The 15631-nt window shown below is 73.2% G+C and carries 15 protein-coding genes; 6 read left to right on the top strand and 9 right to left on the bottom strand.

The window, feature by feature from the left end:
* Positions 1–2: 2 nt before the first annotated feature.
* From ACH495_RS22875 to ACH495_RS22890, 4 genes are all read right to left on the bottom strand, one after another.
* Entirely contained in the window at positions 3–242 is a 240-nt protein-coding gene (locus tag ACH495_RS22875; protein WP_396859739.1) for an acyl carrier protein, read from the bottom strand.
* A gap of 86 nt (positions 243–328) precedes the next feature.
* Positions 329–1273 carry a beta-ketoacyl-ACP synthase III gene (locus ACH495_RS22880; protein WP_396859740.1) on the bottom strand — a complete coding sequence of 315 codons (945 nt, stop codon included), beginning with the start codon at positions 1271–1273 and terminating at the stop codon, positions 329–331.
* The gene (locus tag ACH495_RS22885) at positions 1274–2443 is read right to left on the bottom strand and encodes an acyltransferase domain-containing protein (RefSeq protein WP_396859741.1); all 1170 of its coding nucleotides are present in this window, start codon (positions 2441–2443) and stop codon (positions 1274–1276) included. It lies immediately after the preceding gene.
* A gap of 78 nt (positions 2444–2521) precedes the next feature.
* Positions 2522–3826 carry a PucR family transcriptional regulator gene (locus ACH495_RS22890; protein WP_396859839.1) on the bottom strand — a complete coding sequence of 435 codons (1305 nt, stop codon included), beginning with the start codon at positions 3824–3826 and terminating at the stop codon, positions 2522–2524.
* A 140-nt stretch (positions 3827–3966) separates the two neighbouring features.
* On the opposite strand from ACH495_RS22890, the gene ACH495_RS22895 reads away from it, so the two are divergent.
* Both ACH495_RS22895 and ACH495_RS22900 read left to right on the top strand, forming a co-directional pair.
* On the top strand, positions 3967–4278 hold the full coding sequence (locus tag ACH495_RS22895; RefSeq protein WP_396859742.1) for a hypothetical protein: 312 nt from the start codon (positions 3967–3969) through the stop codon (positions 4276–4278).
* 44 nt (positions 4279–4322) lie between these two features.
* Positions 4323–5240, top strand: coding sequence for an NADP-dependent oxidoreductase (locus ACH495_RS22900; protein ID WP_396859840.1), 918 nt, complete (start codon positions 4323–4325; stop codon positions 5238–5240).
* Positions 5241–5249: 9 nt separating this feature from the next.
* Here the strand turns inward: ACH495_RS22900 and ACH495_RS22905 are convergent, their stop codons facing one another.
* Entirely contained in the window at positions 5250–5909 is a 660-nt protein-coding gene (locus ACH495_RS22905; RefSeq protein ID WP_396859743.1) for a hypothetical protein, read from the bottom strand.
* 190 nt (positions 5910–6099) lie between these two features.
* On the opposite strand from ACH495_RS22905, the gene ACH495_RS22910 reads away from it, so the two are divergent.
* The gene (locus ACH495_RS22910; protein WP_396859744.1) at positions 6100–6702 is read left to right on the top strand and encodes a copper resistance CopC family protein; all 603 of its coding nucleotides are present in this window, start codon (positions 6100–6102) and stop codon (positions 6700–6702) included.
* A 313-nt stretch (positions 6703–7015) separates the two neighbouring features.
* Here the strand turns inward: ACH495_RS22910 and gltX are convergent, their stop codons facing one another.
* Genes gltX through ACH495_RS22925 form a run of 3 tightly spaced genes read right to left on the bottom strand, consistent with a single transcriptional unit; the run spans position 7016 to position 11062 of the window.
* Positions 7016–8425 (bottom strand): glutamate--tRNA ligase, encoded by a 1410-nt coding sequence (gene gltX, locus ACH495_RS22915; RefSeq protein ID WP_396859745.1) that lies wholly within the window; start codon positions 8423–8425, stop codon positions 7016–7018.
* A gap of 49 nt (positions 8426–8474) precedes the next feature.
* Positions 8475–9752 (bottom strand): MFS transporter, encoded by a 1278-nt coding sequence (locus tag ACH495_RS22920; RefSeq protein WP_396859746.1) that lies wholly within the window; start codon positions 9750–9752, stop codon positions 8475–8477.
* Positions 9749–11062, bottom strand: a complete 1314-nt coding sequence (locus ACH495_RS22925; RefSeq protein ID WP_396859841.1) for a GH1 family beta-glucosidase — start codon at positions 11060–11062, stop codon at positions 9749–9751. The genes ACH495_RS22920 and ACH495_RS22925 overlap by 4 nt, the downstream gene beginning before the upstream one ends.
* 201 nt (positions 11063–11263) lie before the next feature.
* Here ACH495_RS22925 and ACH495_RS22930 point away from each other — a divergent pair, with 201 nt between their 5' ends.
* On the top strand, positions 11264–11710 hold the full coding sequence (locus ACH495_RS22930) for an SRPBCC family protein (protein ID WP_396859747.1): 447 nt from the start codon (positions 11264–11266) through the stop codon (positions 11708–11710).
* 138 nt (positions 11711–11848) lie between these two features.
* Here the strand turns inward: ACH495_RS22930 and aceE are convergent, their stop codons facing one another.
* Entirely contained in the window at positions 11849–14593 is a 2745-nt protein-coding gene (gene aceE, locus ACH495_RS22935) for a pyruvate dehydrogenase (acetyl-transferring), homodimeric type (protein ID WP_396859748.1), read from the bottom strand.
* A 183-nt stretch (positions 14594–14776) separates the two neighbouring features.
* Between aceE and ACH495_RS22940 the strand changes: the two genes are divergently transcribed.
* Together ACH495_RS22940 and ACH495_RS22945 are read left to right on the top strand one after the other, a co-directional pair.
* On the top strand, positions 14777–15109 hold the full coding sequence (locus tag ACH495_RS22940; RefSeq protein WP_396859749.1) for a hypothetical protein: 333 nt from the start codon (positions 14777–14779) through the stop codon (positions 15107–15109).
* Positions 15110–15132: 23 nt separating this feature from the next.
* Complete coding sequence (locus ACH495_RS22945; protein ID WP_396859750.1) at positions 15133–15537, top strand: YjbQ family protein; 405 nt, start codon at positions 15133–15135, stop codon at positions 15535–15537.
* Positions 15538–15631: the final 94 nt, after the last annotated feature.

Below are 15631 nucleotides of genomic sequence, written 5' to 3' on the forward strand. Positions count from 1 at the left end.
GATCAGGACTGCGCCTCGATGAAGCTGACCGCGTCCCCGACGGTCTTCAGGTTCTGCACCTCGTTGTCCGGGATCTTGACGCCGAACTTCTCCTCGGCCGCCACCACGACCTCCACCATGGAGAGCGAGTCGACGTCGAGGTCGTCGGTGAAGGACTTCCCCTCGGCCACCTCGTCCGGGTTCACCCCGGCAACCTCTTCGAGGATCTCGGCGAGGCCGGCGGTGATCTCGTCACGGGTCATTGCGGTTGGTTCCTCTCATTGGGGTTTCCCGGTGGCCGGCGACGCCGGCCACCGCACCTGGAGCGCCTTCGCGCCCGAGGGGGTCATCAGGGGCAGCGGACGACCTGACCGGCGTAGGTCAGGCCGCCGCCGAAGCCGAACAGCAGCACCGGGGCGCCGGCGGGCACCTCGCGCCGCTCGACCAGCTTCGACAGGGCCAGGGGGATGCTGGCCGCCGAGGTGTTGCCGGACTCGACGATGTCCTTGGCGATGATCGCATTCGGGATGTTCAGCCGCTTGACGATGCCGTCGATGATCCGGGCGTTGGCCTGGTGCGGCACGAAAGCGGCCAGCTCCGACGGGTCCACCCCGGCCCGCTCGCAGGCCTGGAGCGCCAGCGGGGCCAGCGCGGTGGTGGCCCAGCGGAACACCGACTGACCCTCCTGCGCGATGTACGGCCGCCAGCCCTCGATCCGGACCGCGTCGCTCTTCTCCGGCGCGGAGCCCCACACCACCGGCCCGATTCCGACCGGCTCGTCGTCGGCGGTCGCGGTGACCACCGCCGCGCCGGCGCCGTCGCCGAAGATGATGCAGGTCGACCGGTCGGTCCAGTCGGTGAAGTCGGAGAGCTTCTCCGCGCCGATGACGATCGCGTTGCGCGCCGCGCCGGCCCGGACCGCGTGGTCCACCGTGCCCAGCGCGTACGCGAAGCCGGAGCAGGCGGTGTTGAGGTCGTACGCCGCCGGCGCGTTGATGCCCAGCTTGGCCGCGACCCGGCAGGCCACGTTCGGGCTGCGGTCGATGGACGTGCAGGTCGCCACCACGACGAGGTCGATGTCGGCGGCGGTGAGGCCGGAGTTGGCGAGCGCCTTGCCGGCGGCGGCGGTGGCCATGTCGGCGACCGTCTCCTCGCCGGCGATCCGCCGGGTGGCGATGCCGACCCGGTCCCGGATCCACTCGTCGTTGGTGTCGACCATCTGCGCGAGTTCGTCGTTGGTGACGACACGGGTGGGCTGGTAGTGCCCCATTGCGGCGATCCGGCTGCCGGCCATTTAGTGCGATCCTCCGATGCGGACGAGGGGCTGGCCCGGGGCGACCGGGTCGTCGTGGTGCGCGAGCCACTCGGTGAGCAGTCCGCTGTCGTGCGCGGTCACCTCGACCTGCCCCTGCCGGGCGGTGACGTGGCCGACGACCTGGCCGGCGCGCAGGCCGGTGCCCTCGGTCAGCTCGACCATCGGCGTGAAGACGCCGGCGGCGGGGGAGACCACCACCCGGAAGCCGGATGCCGGCGGGCGGGCGGCGCCGCCGCCGTGCCGGGCGATCAGCCGCCGCGCGGCGGGCAGGTCGTCGGGCGTGTTCAGGGTGACGATCTCCGGCGCGTGATCGCCCTTCAGCTCCCGCTTGACCAGGCCGGCCAGGGTGCCGGCCGGCGGCAGCTCGACCACGCCGGTGACGCCGAGGTCGGCCAGGGCGCGCATGCACAGGTCCCAGCGGACCGGGGCGGTCACCTGCCGGACCAGCCGCTGCACCGCCTCCCGGCCGTACCCGACCGGCGTGCCGTCCAGGTTGGACAGCAGGATGCGGGCCGGGTCGGCCACGGTGACGCCGGCGGCCACGCCGGCCAGCGCGGTCTCGGCCGGAGCCATGTACGGGGTGTGGAACGCGCCGGCCACCTTGAGCCGGATGACCCGGGCCCGGGCGGGCGGCTCGGCGGCGAGCTTCTCCAGCCCGGCGATGGCGCCGGCGGCGACGATCTGGCCGGCGCCGTTGCGGTTGGCCGGCTGCAGCCCGTGCGCCTCCAGCGCGGCGAGCACCTCGTCCGGGTCGCCGCCGAGCACGGCGGCCATCCCGGTCGGCTCCAGCGCGCACGCGGCGGCCATCTCCCGGCCGCGTACGCCGGCGAGCGTCACGGCCGCCTCGGCGGGCAGCACCCCGGCCAGGGCGGCGGCGCCCAGCTCGCCGACGCTGTGCCCGGCGACCAGCCGGACGTCGTGCATCGGCAGGTGCTCGGCGGCGAGCAGCGCGGCGGCGACCAGCAGCGGCTGGGTGCGGGCGGTGTCCTTGATCTCGTCCGCGTCCGCCTCGGTGCCGAGGTGGATCAGGTCGACCCCGGCCAGCGCCGACCACCAGCGCAGGCGCGCCTCGGCGCCGGCGAGGTCGAGCCAGGGGTTCAGGAAACCGGGCTTCTGTGAACCCTGTCCGGGGGAGAGTACGGCGAGCACGTGTACGACTCTGACGGATACTCGCGGGTCGCGCTGTAACGCACGGCACCAAACCGCACTAGAAGCTTTAGAGGAAACCTACAAAGATCGGCGTCGGTCATCGCCGGTCTGGGCAGCTTTCCGACCGCCTGGGCTCGCTGTCTGGTTCGGGACCGGTGCGACGGCCGGGACCACCGGGTCGAGCCGGCCGACGGTCAACGCCACCTGCAGCGCGAACGCGTCCCGCGGGGCGAGCGGGGAGAAGCCGGTCACCTCGGCGATCCGCTTCAGCCGGTAGCGCACGGTGTTGGGGTGCACGAACAGCGCCCGCGCCGCGCTCTCCAGCGTGCCGCCGGCGGCGAAGAACGCGTCGAGCGTCTCCAGCAGCTCCCCGCCGCCGGCGCGGGCCAGTGCCGCGTACACGTCGTGGCGCAGCCGGCGGCGGGCCTCGGTGTCGCCGGCCAGCGCCCGCTCCGGCAGCAGCTCGGCGGCAGCGACCGGGCACGGCGCGGTCGGCCAGGCCGGCGCGGCCCGGAACCCGGCGAGCGCGGCCCGCGCGGACTCGGTCGCCTCGTCGAGGCTGGGCACGGCCGGACCGACCACCACCGGCCCGTCGCCGAACGCGGTACGCAGCTTCCCGGTGGCCGCCAGCGGGTCGGCCGCCCCGCCCAGCACGATCACCAGGCGGTCGCCGTGCACGCCACCGATCACCTCGACGCCGATCCGGCGGGCCTGCCGGTAGACGGTGTGCAGCACGGCCGACACCTCGCCGCCGGGCGAGCGGCCCACCGCCACCGCCACCGGCGGCGCGTCCGACCAGCCCAGCGCGGCGGCGCGGCTGGCCAGCACGTCCGGCGAGTCGCCGCGCAGCAGCGCGTCCACCAGCAACGCCTGCAACCGGGCGTCCCAGGAGCCGCGGGTCTCGGCGGCCCGGGCGTAGACCCGCGCGGCGGCGAACGCGATCTCCCGGGAGAAGCGCAGCACCGCCTCCCGCAGCGACTGTTCCTCGCCCGGCACGGCCAGGTCCGACACCTGTTCCTCGACCACCTCGATGGTCACCTTGATCAGCGCCACGGTCTGCTGGAGGCTGATCGACCGGGCGAGCGCCTGCGGCGCGGTGGCGAAGACCTCGTCCGACACCTCCTGCGTGCGGTCGGTCGCGCCGCCGCCCTGGCGCAGCCACTGCACCAGCGACCGCACGCCGGCCTGGGCCACCAGCATCACCCAGGAACGCTGGTCGGCCGGCAGCTCCCGGAACCACAGCAGGCTCTCGTCCATCCGGGCCACGCTGGCGGTGGCCAGGCTGCCCGCGGCCCGCTCGATGCGGCGCAGCGTGGCCGACGTCTCGGTACCGCCCGGTTCGCTCACCGCACCAGCCTGACATGGGCTGACCAGCGGATCCACTCCGAGCTGCCGGCGGCGCCGTCGGCGGACGATCTCCACCGGTACGCGCTGACGATCTCGTCGGGCCGGGCCAGTACGGTGTCAGGGCGCGTCGGGGCGTTCCGCCCGACGGGCGATGGCGAAGGGTGAGGGGGACCGGGATGGCGCACGGGGAGGCCGAGCACGGCTGCGCCCAGCACGAGCACTGCCGGCCGGGCCACGACCAGCCACGCCGGGCGGGTCTGAGCCACTCGGGCGAGCCCGCTGCCGGGCGGTCGCCGGAGCGTGCCGACGACGAGCCGGCGGTGCCGCGTCAGCGGGTCGTCGAGCCGGCTGGTCCCGCGGCCGAGCCGGCGCCGGCCCAGGGCTGCCGCAGCGACCAGGGCGGCTGGGCGGGCGGCCACCGGCACGGCGCGGTGCGTCCGGGCAACCGCACGAGCCGCCGGGAGCGGCCGCCGCGCCGCTGGTGCTGACCACGCGAGGCCCGTCCGGCGGTTAGCGTGGGTGGGTGAAGGCGATGGCGATCGACGAGTACGGCCCGGCCGACCGGCTCACCGCGCGTGAGCTGCCCACACCGCCGGTCGGGCCGGACACGGTCCTGGTCCGGGTGCGGGCCGCCGGGGTCAACCCGGTCGACTGGAAGGTCCGGGCGGGGCACCTGGCCGGTGCGTTCCCGAGTCACTTTCCGCTGGTGCCCGGGTGGGACGCCGCCGGGGTGGTCGAGGCGGTCGGCCCGGCGGTGTCCGGGTTCGCCGTCGGCGACGAGGTGATCGGCTACGTCCGTCGGGACGACGTGCAGCACGGCACGTACGCGGAACTGGTCCCCGCGCCGGAACGCTGCCTGGCCGACAAGCCGGTGCGGGCGTCCTGGCCGGAGGCGGCCGGCCTGCCGCTGGCCGGGCTCACCGCCTACCAGGCGTTGCAACTGGCCCGCACCGGCGCCGGTGACACCGTGCTGGTGCACGGCGCGTCCGGCGGGGTGGGGCACCTCGCGGTGCAGGTGGCCCGCGCCCTCGGCGCCGACCGGGTGATCGGCACGGCGAGCGAGGCGAACCACGACTTCGTCCGGTCGCTGGGCGCGGAGCCGGTCAGCTACGGTGACGGCCTGCCGGACCGGGTCCGCGCGGTCGCGCCGGACGGCGTCGACGTGGTGCTGGACCTGTTCGGGGGCGACGCGCTGGACGCCTCCGCCGAGCTGATCGGCCGGCCGGGCCGGCTGGTCTCCACCGCCGACCCGGAGCACGTGACCCGCCTCGGCGGCGCGTACGTCTTCGTCAAGCCGTCGACGGCCGACCTGGGCGTGCTCGCCGGGCTGGTCGACGCCGGCCGGCTCACCGTGCACGTGGCCCGGACGTTCCCGCTCGCCGAGGCCGCCGAGGCGCAGCGGCTGGTGGAGGCGGGACACGTCCGGGGCAAGGTCGTGCTGACGCTTTGAGCCCGGGGCTCAGCGGGTGCGGCGGCGCACCAGGAGCGCGATGCCGGCCAGCCCGACGGTGATGACCAGCACCACGCCGACGTTGAGCAGCAGCAGCCGCTGCAACTCGCCGAGCGCGGTGTCGAGGCCCTCCGCCGGGTCGAGCCCGTCCTCCGGCAGGACGCGCTCGCCGCCGCCGATGCCGCCGGAGAGCGTGTCGAACCGGGGCGCCAGCGGCACGCCGACGGCGCGCAGCGTCTCGGACATGTTGAGGCGACCGAAGAACCAGCCGGCCCGGGGGTGGCTCAGGTCGGGCTGCTTGGCCGGCCGGTAGACCCGGGGACCCCCCTTGGCCAGCGGGAAGAGGTCGTAGGTGTGCTGCGGGCTGCCGGCGGCGAGCACCACCACCGTGTACTTCGGACCGAGGTCCTTGGCCGCCGGGCCGCGTAGCTGCCCGGTCGTCCCCAGCCACTTGACCTGGTCGACGACCATCGTGACCTCGGCCGGGTGGGTGTCGGCCCGCAGCTGCAACGGCTGGTCGAGCTGGTCGCCGGTGATGTCCACCCCGGCCGGGGCGAGCTTCGGCTTCGGCGCGGCCTGGGCCGCCGTCGTGCCGGTGAGGGCCAGCGCGCACGCCAGCACCGCCGCCCCGGCCACGACGGTCAGCAGCCGCCTCACCTTCCGGACCATCGCCGCCTCCTCGCCCCGTTCGATGGCTGGCCTCCGCTGCCGGTCACACTGGACCTGCCCACCCCAAAGACTCCGCAGAACGTCGCGGGGTTGCAGTAGGTGGAAGAGTATTTGGAACTATCTGCGAGCTGAGACCGACCAATGAGCGGTCGACGATCAGCGGCCGGATCTTACCCGGACGGAGGGGCTCATGGGGGGCAGGGTTGCCCGTAGGACACGCACCTGGTTGGCGGTGCTCGGGCTGGCGGCGGGGGTGTCGCTGCTGCTGCCGGCCGCGCCGGCTGCCGCGCACAACTCGTTGACCGGCAGCGATCCGCGGAACGGGGCCCGGGTGGCCGCCGCGCCGAAGCGGATCGAGTTGCGGTTCCTGGCCACCCCGAAGGAGGCCGGCACGACGGTCACGGTCACCGGGCCGGACAACGTGGCCGCCGCGGGCGGACCGCCGACCTTCTCCGGCAAGCGGGTGAGCGTGCCGTTCAAGCCCGCCGCGGCCGGGCTCTACATCGTGGCGTACCAACTCGCGTCCGACGACGGTCACCCGATCAAGGGGGAGATCCGGTTCACGCTGACCACCGGCACCCCGGCGGAGACGCCCTCGACGGCCACCGGCGCCGCGCCGACCACCGCGACACCCCCCACCAGCGCCGCGCCGTCGCCGGTGAGCCCGACCCCCGCGGCCGCCGCCGCGGACGACGACGGGGGTACGGGTTGGCTCTGGGCGGCCGGCGCGGTAGTGGTGCTGGCCGCGTTGGGCGGCGGCCTGCTGCTGCGTCGCCGCGCCGGTCGCCGCTGACCGGGCCGGGCGCTGTCCCTGGCGGTCCGGCGTGGGTGGTGGGTTGTCGGGCAGTGCCGGCCCGGACCAGGCGGTGGGTCGTCGGGCGCGACGAGGCCGCGCGCTCGGGACATGCCGGGCCACCGAAGGGGAGTCTGCTCGCCCGGTCACCTTGCGTGACGGTGAGGGACAGACCTCTGCCGTGGCACGTTATGCCTCCTGGTCATAAATATGACCAGGAGGCATGACGCTCGAAGGGCATTCGTTTCCGGCGCGCGACACGCCGAGGCGTCAACCGCCCGCCACGGCGACCCGCCGAAGCCTCACCGCGGGCTCAGACCAGGCGTACCCGGGCGGCGCGCAGCCGGGTCAGCGTACGGTCGCGGCCGAGCACCTCGAGGGACTCGAACAGCGGCAGCCCGACGGTGCGGCCGGTGACCGCGACCCGGACCGGCGCCTGCGCCTTGCCCAGCTTCAGCCCGCGCTCCGCGCCGACCGCCTCCAGCGTGGCCTTCAGCGACTCGGCGTCCCAGGTCTCCAGCGCGTCGAACGCGTCGATCGCGGCGTCCAGCAGCTCGGCGGCGCCCTCCTTCATCGCCTTCGCCCAGGCCGCCTCGTCGATCAGCGGGTCGGCGAGGAAGAGGAAGTCGACGTTCGGCACGATCTCGCTGAGCACCGCGATCCGGGTCTGCGCCAGCGGGGCCACCGCCGCGAACGCGGCCCTGTCGAACTCGGCCGGCTGCCACGGCGGCGGGGCGATGGTGTCGGTGCCGGTGAGCCATGGCTGGCACGCGGCGACGAAGTCCTCGACCGGCAGGGCCCGGATGTACTCGCCGTTGAAGGCGCGCAGCTTCTTCTCGTCGAAGAAGGCCGGGGACGGGTTGACCTCGTCGAGGCGGAACTCGTCCTCGATGACCGACCAGGGCACGATCTCCCGGTCGCCCGACGGCGCCCAGCCGAGCAGCATCAGGTAGTTGCGCATCGCGTCGGCGAGGTAGCCCTCGTCCCGGTACGCCTCCAGGGCGACCTTGTCGCGCCGCTTGGACAGCTTCTGCCGCTTCTCGTTGACCACCACCGGCACGTGCGCCCAGATCGGCGGCTTGACCCCGAGCGCGTCCCAGAGGAGCTGCTGCTTCGGGGTGTTGGGCAGGTGCTCCTCGGCCCGGATCACGTGGGTGATCCCCATGGTCATGTCGTCGACCACGTTGGCCAGCAGGAAGACCGGGGAGCCGTCGCCCCGGGCGATGACGAAGTCCTCGATCAGCTTGTTCTCGAACGTCGGCTCGCCGCGGATCAGGTCGACCACCACTGTCTCGCCCTCGTCCGGGGTGCGGAAGCGCAGCGCCCGGCCCTCGCCGGCCGGCAGGCCCCGGTCGCGGCAGAAGCCGTCGTAGCCGCGGTGCTGCGAGCCGGTGCGGGCCTGCACGTCGTCGCGGGTGCAGTCGCAGTAGTACGCCCGGCCGCCCTCGTACAGCCGCTGCGCGGCGGCGCGGTGCTCGCCCGCGTACGAGGACTGGAAGTAGGGGCCCTCGTAGCTGCCCCGGGCGATGCCGATCCAGTCGAGCGCGGAGAGGATGCCCTCGGTCCACTCCGGCCGGTTGCGGGCCGCGTCGGTGTCCTCGACGCGGAGCACGAACACCCCGCCCTGCTGCTTGGCGAAGATCCAGTTCTGCAGCGCCGAGCGGGCGCCGCCGACGTGGAACATTCCGGTCGGGGAGGGGGCGAAGCGTACACGTACCGTCACGTCCCCCAGCCTACGGCGGACCGCTACCGCTTTCCGGCAGGGGGCCCGGTCAGGGCACCGCCCTGATCTTCACGACCAGGGCGCTGCCGAGCAGCGTGACGGCCGCGGTGACCGCGTAGAGCGCCGGGTAGCCGCCCAGGTGCACCACGATCGGGGCGGAGAGCGCCGGCCCCAGCACCTGCGGCGCGGAGTTGGCGATGTTGATCACGCCGAGGTCCTTGGCCCGGTCCGTGGCGGCCGGCAGCACCTGGGTGATCAACGCGGCGTCCACCGCCAGGTAGACGCCGTAACCGGCGCCGAGCAGCAGCGCGGCGACGATCGCCATCGACCAGACCGGCGCGACCGCGAGCAGCGTCGCCGCCACCGCCATGATCAGCCCGGACACGATCACGAAGACCTTGCGCCGGCCCGAGCGGTCGGAGAGCCGCCCGGCCACCACGGCGGTGAGCATCATGCCCACGGTGTAGAGCAGGATCAGCACCAGCAGCGAGCCCTCGGGGTCGGCCACCCGCACCCCGTCGGTGAGGAAGTAGAGCAGGTAGAGCGTGCCGAGCGCGTTGCCGAGCTGCACCAGGAACCGGGTGAACCAGGCCCAGGCGAAGTCCGGGTGGCGGCGCGGGCTGATCCACATCGAGGCGACCAGCGCGCGCGCCCGCAGCGGCGGCCGGTGCTCCCGGGGCAGCGGGTCGTCCTGGGTGAGCAGCGCGAACGGCAGCGACAGCAGCAGCACGGCGAGCGCGATGGCGGCGTACCCGGCGGCGTTGCCGGTGACCACGGCGGTGACCAGCACCGCGCCGAGCACCAGGCCCAGCGCCTGCGGGATGCCCACCCAGCCGGAGACGCCGCCGCGCTGCGCCACCGGCACCCGGTCCGGGATCGCGGCGGTGAGGCTGGCCAGCATGGCGTTGAAGCAGACCTGCGCGGCCACCCAGGCCACCGCCACCCCGGCGATGCTGTCCTGCCGGGCCAGCAGCAGCAGGGCGAGCGCGCCGACCACCGCGCCGGTCGCGGTCCAGACGTGCCGGCGGCCGAGGTGCCGGTTCGCCAACCGCAGCGAGGTACGGTCCGACAGCGCCCCGGCCAGCGGATTGGCCAGCACCGCGGCGAGCGCGCCGAGGCCGGTGACCACCGCCAGCATGGCCTCCTTGTCGCCCGGCGCGATGCGTTCCACCTGCTGCGGCAGCAGCACCTGGATCGGCGTGAAGAACGCCATCCAGACGCCCAGGTTGGCCGCGAAGATCAGCGCGATCCAGCTCCGCCGCACCGGCACCGTCGGTTCGGCGAGCGCCGCCGGCAGCGAGGCCGGCGTCGGGTTCACCGTGGTCATCGCCGGGCCAGGTCCCGGAACCAGGCGTACGACGACTTCGGGGTACGCCGTTGCGTGGGGTAGTCGACGTGCACCAGGCCGAACCGTTTGGTGAACCCCTCGGCCCACTCCCAGTTGTCCAGCAGCGACCAGACGAAGTACCCGGTCACCGGCACGCCCGCGGTGATCGCCTCGTGCACCGCGCGCACGTGCCCGTCCAGGTAGGCGATCCGCTCCGGGTCGTCCACCCGGCCGTGCGCGTCCGGCGCGTCGTCGTACGCGCAGCCGCTCTCGGTGACCTGGATCGGCGGCAGCGCGTCGCCGTACCGGTCGTGGAGCTGGAGCAGCAGCTCGCGCAGCCCGTCCGGGGCGACCGGCCAGTCGAACGCGGTGCGCGGGTAGCCGTCCAGCGGCACCATCTCGAACGGCAGCGGCGAGCCCTCCTCGGGTGCCCGGATGCCGGTCGGGTTGTAGTAGTTGACGCCGAGCACGTCGATCGGCGCGGCCAGCACGTCCAGGTCGCCGTCGCGGACCACGGCCGGGTCGAGGCCGGGCGCGTCGGGGTAGCCGCGGCCGAGCAGCGGGTCGGTGAAGAGCCGGTTGTGCAGCGCGTCGTACGCCTCGGCGGCGGCCCGGTCGGCGTCGGTGTCGCCGACCTGCCGCACCGGCGAGTAGTTGTTGGCGATCGCCACCGGGCTCGCGGTGCGGGCGCGCAGCGCGGCGACCGCGAGACCGTGCCCGAGGAGCTGGTGGTGGGCCACCGGGAAGGCGTCGAAGAGCAGCATCCGGCCGGGCGCGTGCGTGCCGATGCCGTGCCCGAGGCTCATGTGGATGAACGGTTCGTTGAGCGTGATCCACAGCTTCACCCGGTCGCCGAGGCGGGCCGCGGTCAGGTCGGCGTACTCGGCGAAACGGGCGGCGGTGTCCCGGTTCAGCCAGCCGCCGGCGTCCTCCAGCGCCTGCGGCAGGTCCCAGTGGAAGAGCGTGGCGACCGGGTCGACGCCGGCGGCGAGCAGGCCGTCCACCAGCCGGTCGTAGAAGCCCAGCCCGGCCGCGTGCGCCGGGCCGGCGCCGGTGGGCTGGACGCGGGGCCAGGCGATCGAGAACCGGTACGCGGACACGCCCAGCCCGGCCAGCAGCGCGGTGTCCTCGGCGTGCCGGTGGTAGTGGTCGCACGCCTCGTCGCCGGTGCTGCCGTCGACGATCCGGCCCGGGTCGTGGGCGAACGTGTCCCAGATGGACGGTCCCCGGCCGTCGACAGTGGTCGCGCCCTCGATCTGGTACGCGGAGGTGGACACCCCCCAGCGGAAGCCGGCGGGGAAGTCGGGCATCGGCACTGTCGTCAATTCGCCCTCCCAATACGTGAAGCGTGTTCGCGACTCTAGGGCGCGGGGGATCGCCGCGCCATAGGCCGGGAAGTCGGGCGACACAAGGGCTTTCGGCGTGTCTTCTGCAATCCCGTCCATTTAAGTCCGATTTACACATAGAGTGCTGAATGTCGCGGATGTAGTTTAAGTGGGGGAAAGACGCTCATGATCCTCGTGGAACGCAGCGCACACGTGGCGGCGCCGGTGGAAATGGTCTGGGACGTCGTGCAGCGCGCCGAGCAGCTGCCGGCCTGGCTGGCGGGGGTCCGCGCGGCCGAGGTCCTCTCCGGGGAGGGGTTCGGCCGGCGGCAACTGGTCCAGGCCGGACGCGGCGCCGCGCACGAGGCCGAGGTGATCGCCTATCAGGAGCCGACGCTCATCGGCTGGCGCGAACGGGCCAAGGGCGCCGGCGCCCGGGCCGAGGCGCGTACCGAGATCTACGTCCAGCTCACCGCGGACGAGGAGGCCGGCGGCACCGTGGTCCGGCTGATCGTCGTGCGCTGGCCCGCAGGGCCGGTCAAGGCCGCACTGCTGCGGCTCGGCCTGCGCCGGGTGGGCGCCGACCTGGAGGACTCGCTGGCCCGGCTGACCGACCTGGCCGCCGTCGGCTGACCGAGTCGAAGTCCCGGCGTCGCCCGCAACGACGATGGTCCGGCATCCCAACCAGGGACGCCGGACCATCGTCGTCGGCGGTGAGAAGGGGCCCCTTCTCTGCCGGAGGCGTTAAGCAGGGGCCCTTCCTTTCACCTTCTAGCTGTCGCCGCCGGTCTCACCGACCGGGGCGGCGGTGACGTCGTCCAGCGCGTACTTGCGGGCGGCGTCGGCCGGCACGTGCGCCGGTACGACGCCCCGCAGCGCGAGCTGCCGCAACGTGGCGACCGCGATCGACTCGGCGTCCACGTGGAAGTGGCGGCGCAGCGCGTGCCGGGTGTCCGACATGCCGAAGCCGTCGGTGCCGAGCGAGGTGTAGTCGCCCGGTACCCAGCGCGCGATCAGGTCCGGCACCGCGCGCATCCAGTCGCTGACCGCGACCTTCGGGCCGTCGGCGTCGGCCAGCTTGCGCTGGATGTACGGCACCCGCTGCTCCTCACCCGGGTTGAGCAGGTTGTGCTCCTCGCACTCCACCGCGTCGCGGCGCAGCTCGGTCCAGGACGTCACCGACCACACGTCGGCGGCCACGCCCCAGTCCTCGGCGAGCAACTGCTGGGCCTTCAGCGCCCACTGCATGCCGGTGCCCGAGGCGAGCACGTTCGCCTTCGGCGCGTCCGCGCCCACCTGCGGCGCGGGCGAGTAGCGGTAGATCCCCCTGAGGATGCCCTCGGTGTCCACGCCCTCCGGCTCGGCCGGCTGGAAGATCGGCTCGTTGTAGACGGTGAGGTAGTAGAAGACGTTCTCCTGCGCCTCGCCGTACATCCGGTGCAGGCCGTTCTCCAGGATGTGCGCCAGCTCGAAGGCGAACGCCGCGTCGTACGCGACCACCGCCGGGTTGGTGGCGGCGAGCAGCAGCGAGTGGCCGTCCTCGTGCTGGAGGCCCTCACCGTTGAGCGTGGTCCGGCCGGCGGTGGCGCCGAGCACGAAGCCGCGCGCCATCTGGTCGGCCGCGGCCCAGAACCCGTCGCCGGTGCGCTGGAACCCGAACATCGAGTAGAAGATGTACATCGGGATCATCGGCTCGCCGTGCGTGGCGTACGACGTGCCGGCGGCGGTGAACGAGGCCACCGACCCGGCCTCGTTGATGCCCTCGTGCAGGATCTGCCCGGTCGTCGACTCCTTGTACGACAGGAACAGCTCCCGGTCGACCGAGGTGTAGCGCTGGCCGTGCGGCGAGTAGATCTTCTGGGTCGGGAAGAGCGAGTCCATGCCGAACGTGCGCGCCTCGTCCGGGATGATCGGCACCCAGCGCTTGCCGAACTCCTTGTCCTTCATGACGTCCTTGAGCAGGCGGACGAAGGCCATCGTGGTGGCCACCTTCTGCTTGCCCGACCCGCGCTTGACGTCGGCGAACCGCTCGCTGCCCGGGATCGCCAGCGTCTTGTGCGCGGTGTTGCGCGACGGCAGGAAGCCGCCGAGCTGGCGACGCCGCTCCTTGAGGTATTCCATCTCGTCGGACTTCTCGTCCGGCGTGTAGTACGGCGGGAGGTAGGGGTTCTCCTCCAGCTGCTTGTCCGGGATGTCCAGGTAGAGCCGGTCGCGGAACAGCTTCAGGTCGTCCAGCGTCAGCTTCTTCATCTGGTGCGTGGCGTTGCGGCCCTCGAAGTGGGAGCCCAGCGTCCAGCCCTTGATGGTCTTGGCGAGGATCACCGTCGGCTGGCCGGTGTGCTCCATCGCCGCCTTGTAGGCCGCGTAGAGCTTGCGGTAGTCGTGGCCACCCCGCTTGAGGTTCCAGATCTCGTCGTCGCTCAGGTGCTCGACCATCCGACGGGTCCGCGGGTCGCGGCCGAAGAAGTGCTCCCGGACGTACGCCCCGGACTCCGCCTTGTAGGTCTGGTAGTCACCGTCGGGCGTGGTGTTCATCAGGTTGACCAGCGCGCCGTCGGTGTCCGCCGCGAGCAGCGGGTCCCACTCCCGGCCCCAGACCACCTTGATGACGTTCCAGCCGGCGCCCCGGAAGAACGCCTCCAGCTCCTGCATGACCTTGCCGTTGCCGCGGACCGGGCCGTCCAGGCGCTGGAGGTTGCAGTTGATCACGAAGGTGAGGTTGTCCAGCTCCTCACGGGCGGCCACGCCGATCGCGCCGAGCGACTCGACCTCGTCCATCTCGCCGTCACCCAGGAACGCCCAGACGTGCTGCTGGGAGGTGTCCTTGATGCCCCGGTGGTGCAGGTAGCGGTTGAACCGGGCCTGGTAGATGGCGTTCAGCGGGCCGAGGCCCATGGAGACGGTGGGGAACTCCCAGAAGTCCGGCATCAGCCGCGGGTGCGGGTAGGACGGGAGCGCGCCCCCGGGGTGCGACAGCTCCTGCCGGAAACCGTCGAGCTGGTCGGCGCTGAGCCGGCCCTCCAGGAACGCCCGCGCGTACATGCCGGGGGAGGCGTGACCCTGGTAGTAGATGTGGTCGCCGCCGCCCGGGTGGTCCTTGCCGCGGAAGAAGTGGTTGAAGCCCACCTCGTAGAGCGACGCCGAGCTGGCGAACGTGGAGATGTGGCCGCCCACGCCGATCTCCGGGCGCTGCGCCCGGTGCACCAGCATGGCGGCGTTCCACCGGATGTACGCGCGCAGCCGACGCTCGATGTGCTCGTCACCGGGGAACCACGGTTCCCGCTCCGGAGTGATGGTGTTGATGTAGTCGGTGGTGGTCAGCGACGGCACCCCGACCTGGCGTTCGCGGGCCCGCTCCAGCAGGCTCAGCATGACGTACCGGGCGCGCTTGGTTCCGCGCTCGTCGATGACACCGTCGAGCGACTCGACCCATTCGCTGGTCTCTTCAGGGTCGATGTCCGGAAGCTGGCTCGGCAGACCAGCGGTGATCACCGGGCGCTTGCGTTCCGTAGCCACAGGCGTTCCCTCGGTTCTGTGTGGGATAGGTCTCTAGCGCCATCCTGCCCCCTCGTGGCGCTCGTCGTCACGTCTGGCTCCCCCAGACGCGACGCTGAACACAGGTACCCGCCGGTAACTTTGCGCGATCACCGGCCCCGCCGTCCGGCCTGGCGGTTGGCGGCGTCCGATTACCCTGCCGGCATGCGGGGACGGGCGGGCCAGGTGCTGGTGGCGGTGGGCGCGCTGGTGGTGGCGGGCTCGGCGGTCGGGCTGGCGCGGGAGATCGCGCGTAATCCGGCGTGGGGGCCGGGGTGGCTGTTCGGCGTCGGCGTCGGCGTGATGCTGGTCCTCGCCGGCGTGGACGAGATCCGCCACCGACGCCGGTTCGGGACCGGCTACCGGGAGGCGGCCGGCGGGGCCGGCATCTTCCCGCACACGCCCGGCCCGGAGACCGGCGGCGGCGAGATGCCCGACTACGGCTCCGGGGACGGCGGCGGTGGCGGCGCGGACTGCGGTGGCGGCGGCGGGAACTGAGCGGCTGCGGCAGAATGCGCGGTATGCGCAGTGAGGTGATCAGCGTCCGGACCGGGTCCCGACCGACCGTCCGGGACATCACGGCCGAGGCCGAGCGGTTCGTCGCCGGGGCCGGCGACGGGCTGCTGCACGTCTTCGTGCCGCACGCCACCGCCGGGCTGGCGATCATCGAGACCGGCGCCGGGTCGGACGACGACCTGCTCCGGGCGCTCGACGACCTGCTGCCCACCGACGACCGGTGGCGGCACCGGCACGGCTCACCCGGGCACGGTCGCGACCACGTGCTCCCGGCGTTCGTGCCGCCGTACGCGACCCTGCCGGTGCTCGGCGGGCGGCTCCAGCTCGGCACCTGGCAGTCGATCTGCCTGGTCGACCCGAACGGCGACAACCCGGACCGCCAGGTCCGCTTCTCCTTCCTCCCCGCCTGACCCCCACCCCCACCCGGAGACGGCCCCGGATTCACGGAAAGAGTGGCTATCCGACGCGGAATAGCCACTCTTTCCGTGAATCAGCGCGCAGGGC

The sequence above is a fragment of the Micromonospora sp. NPDC018662 genome (assembly GCF_044391475.1).
Lineage (GTDB): Bacteria > Actinomycetota > Actinomycetes > Mycobacteriales > Micromonosporaceae > Micromonospora.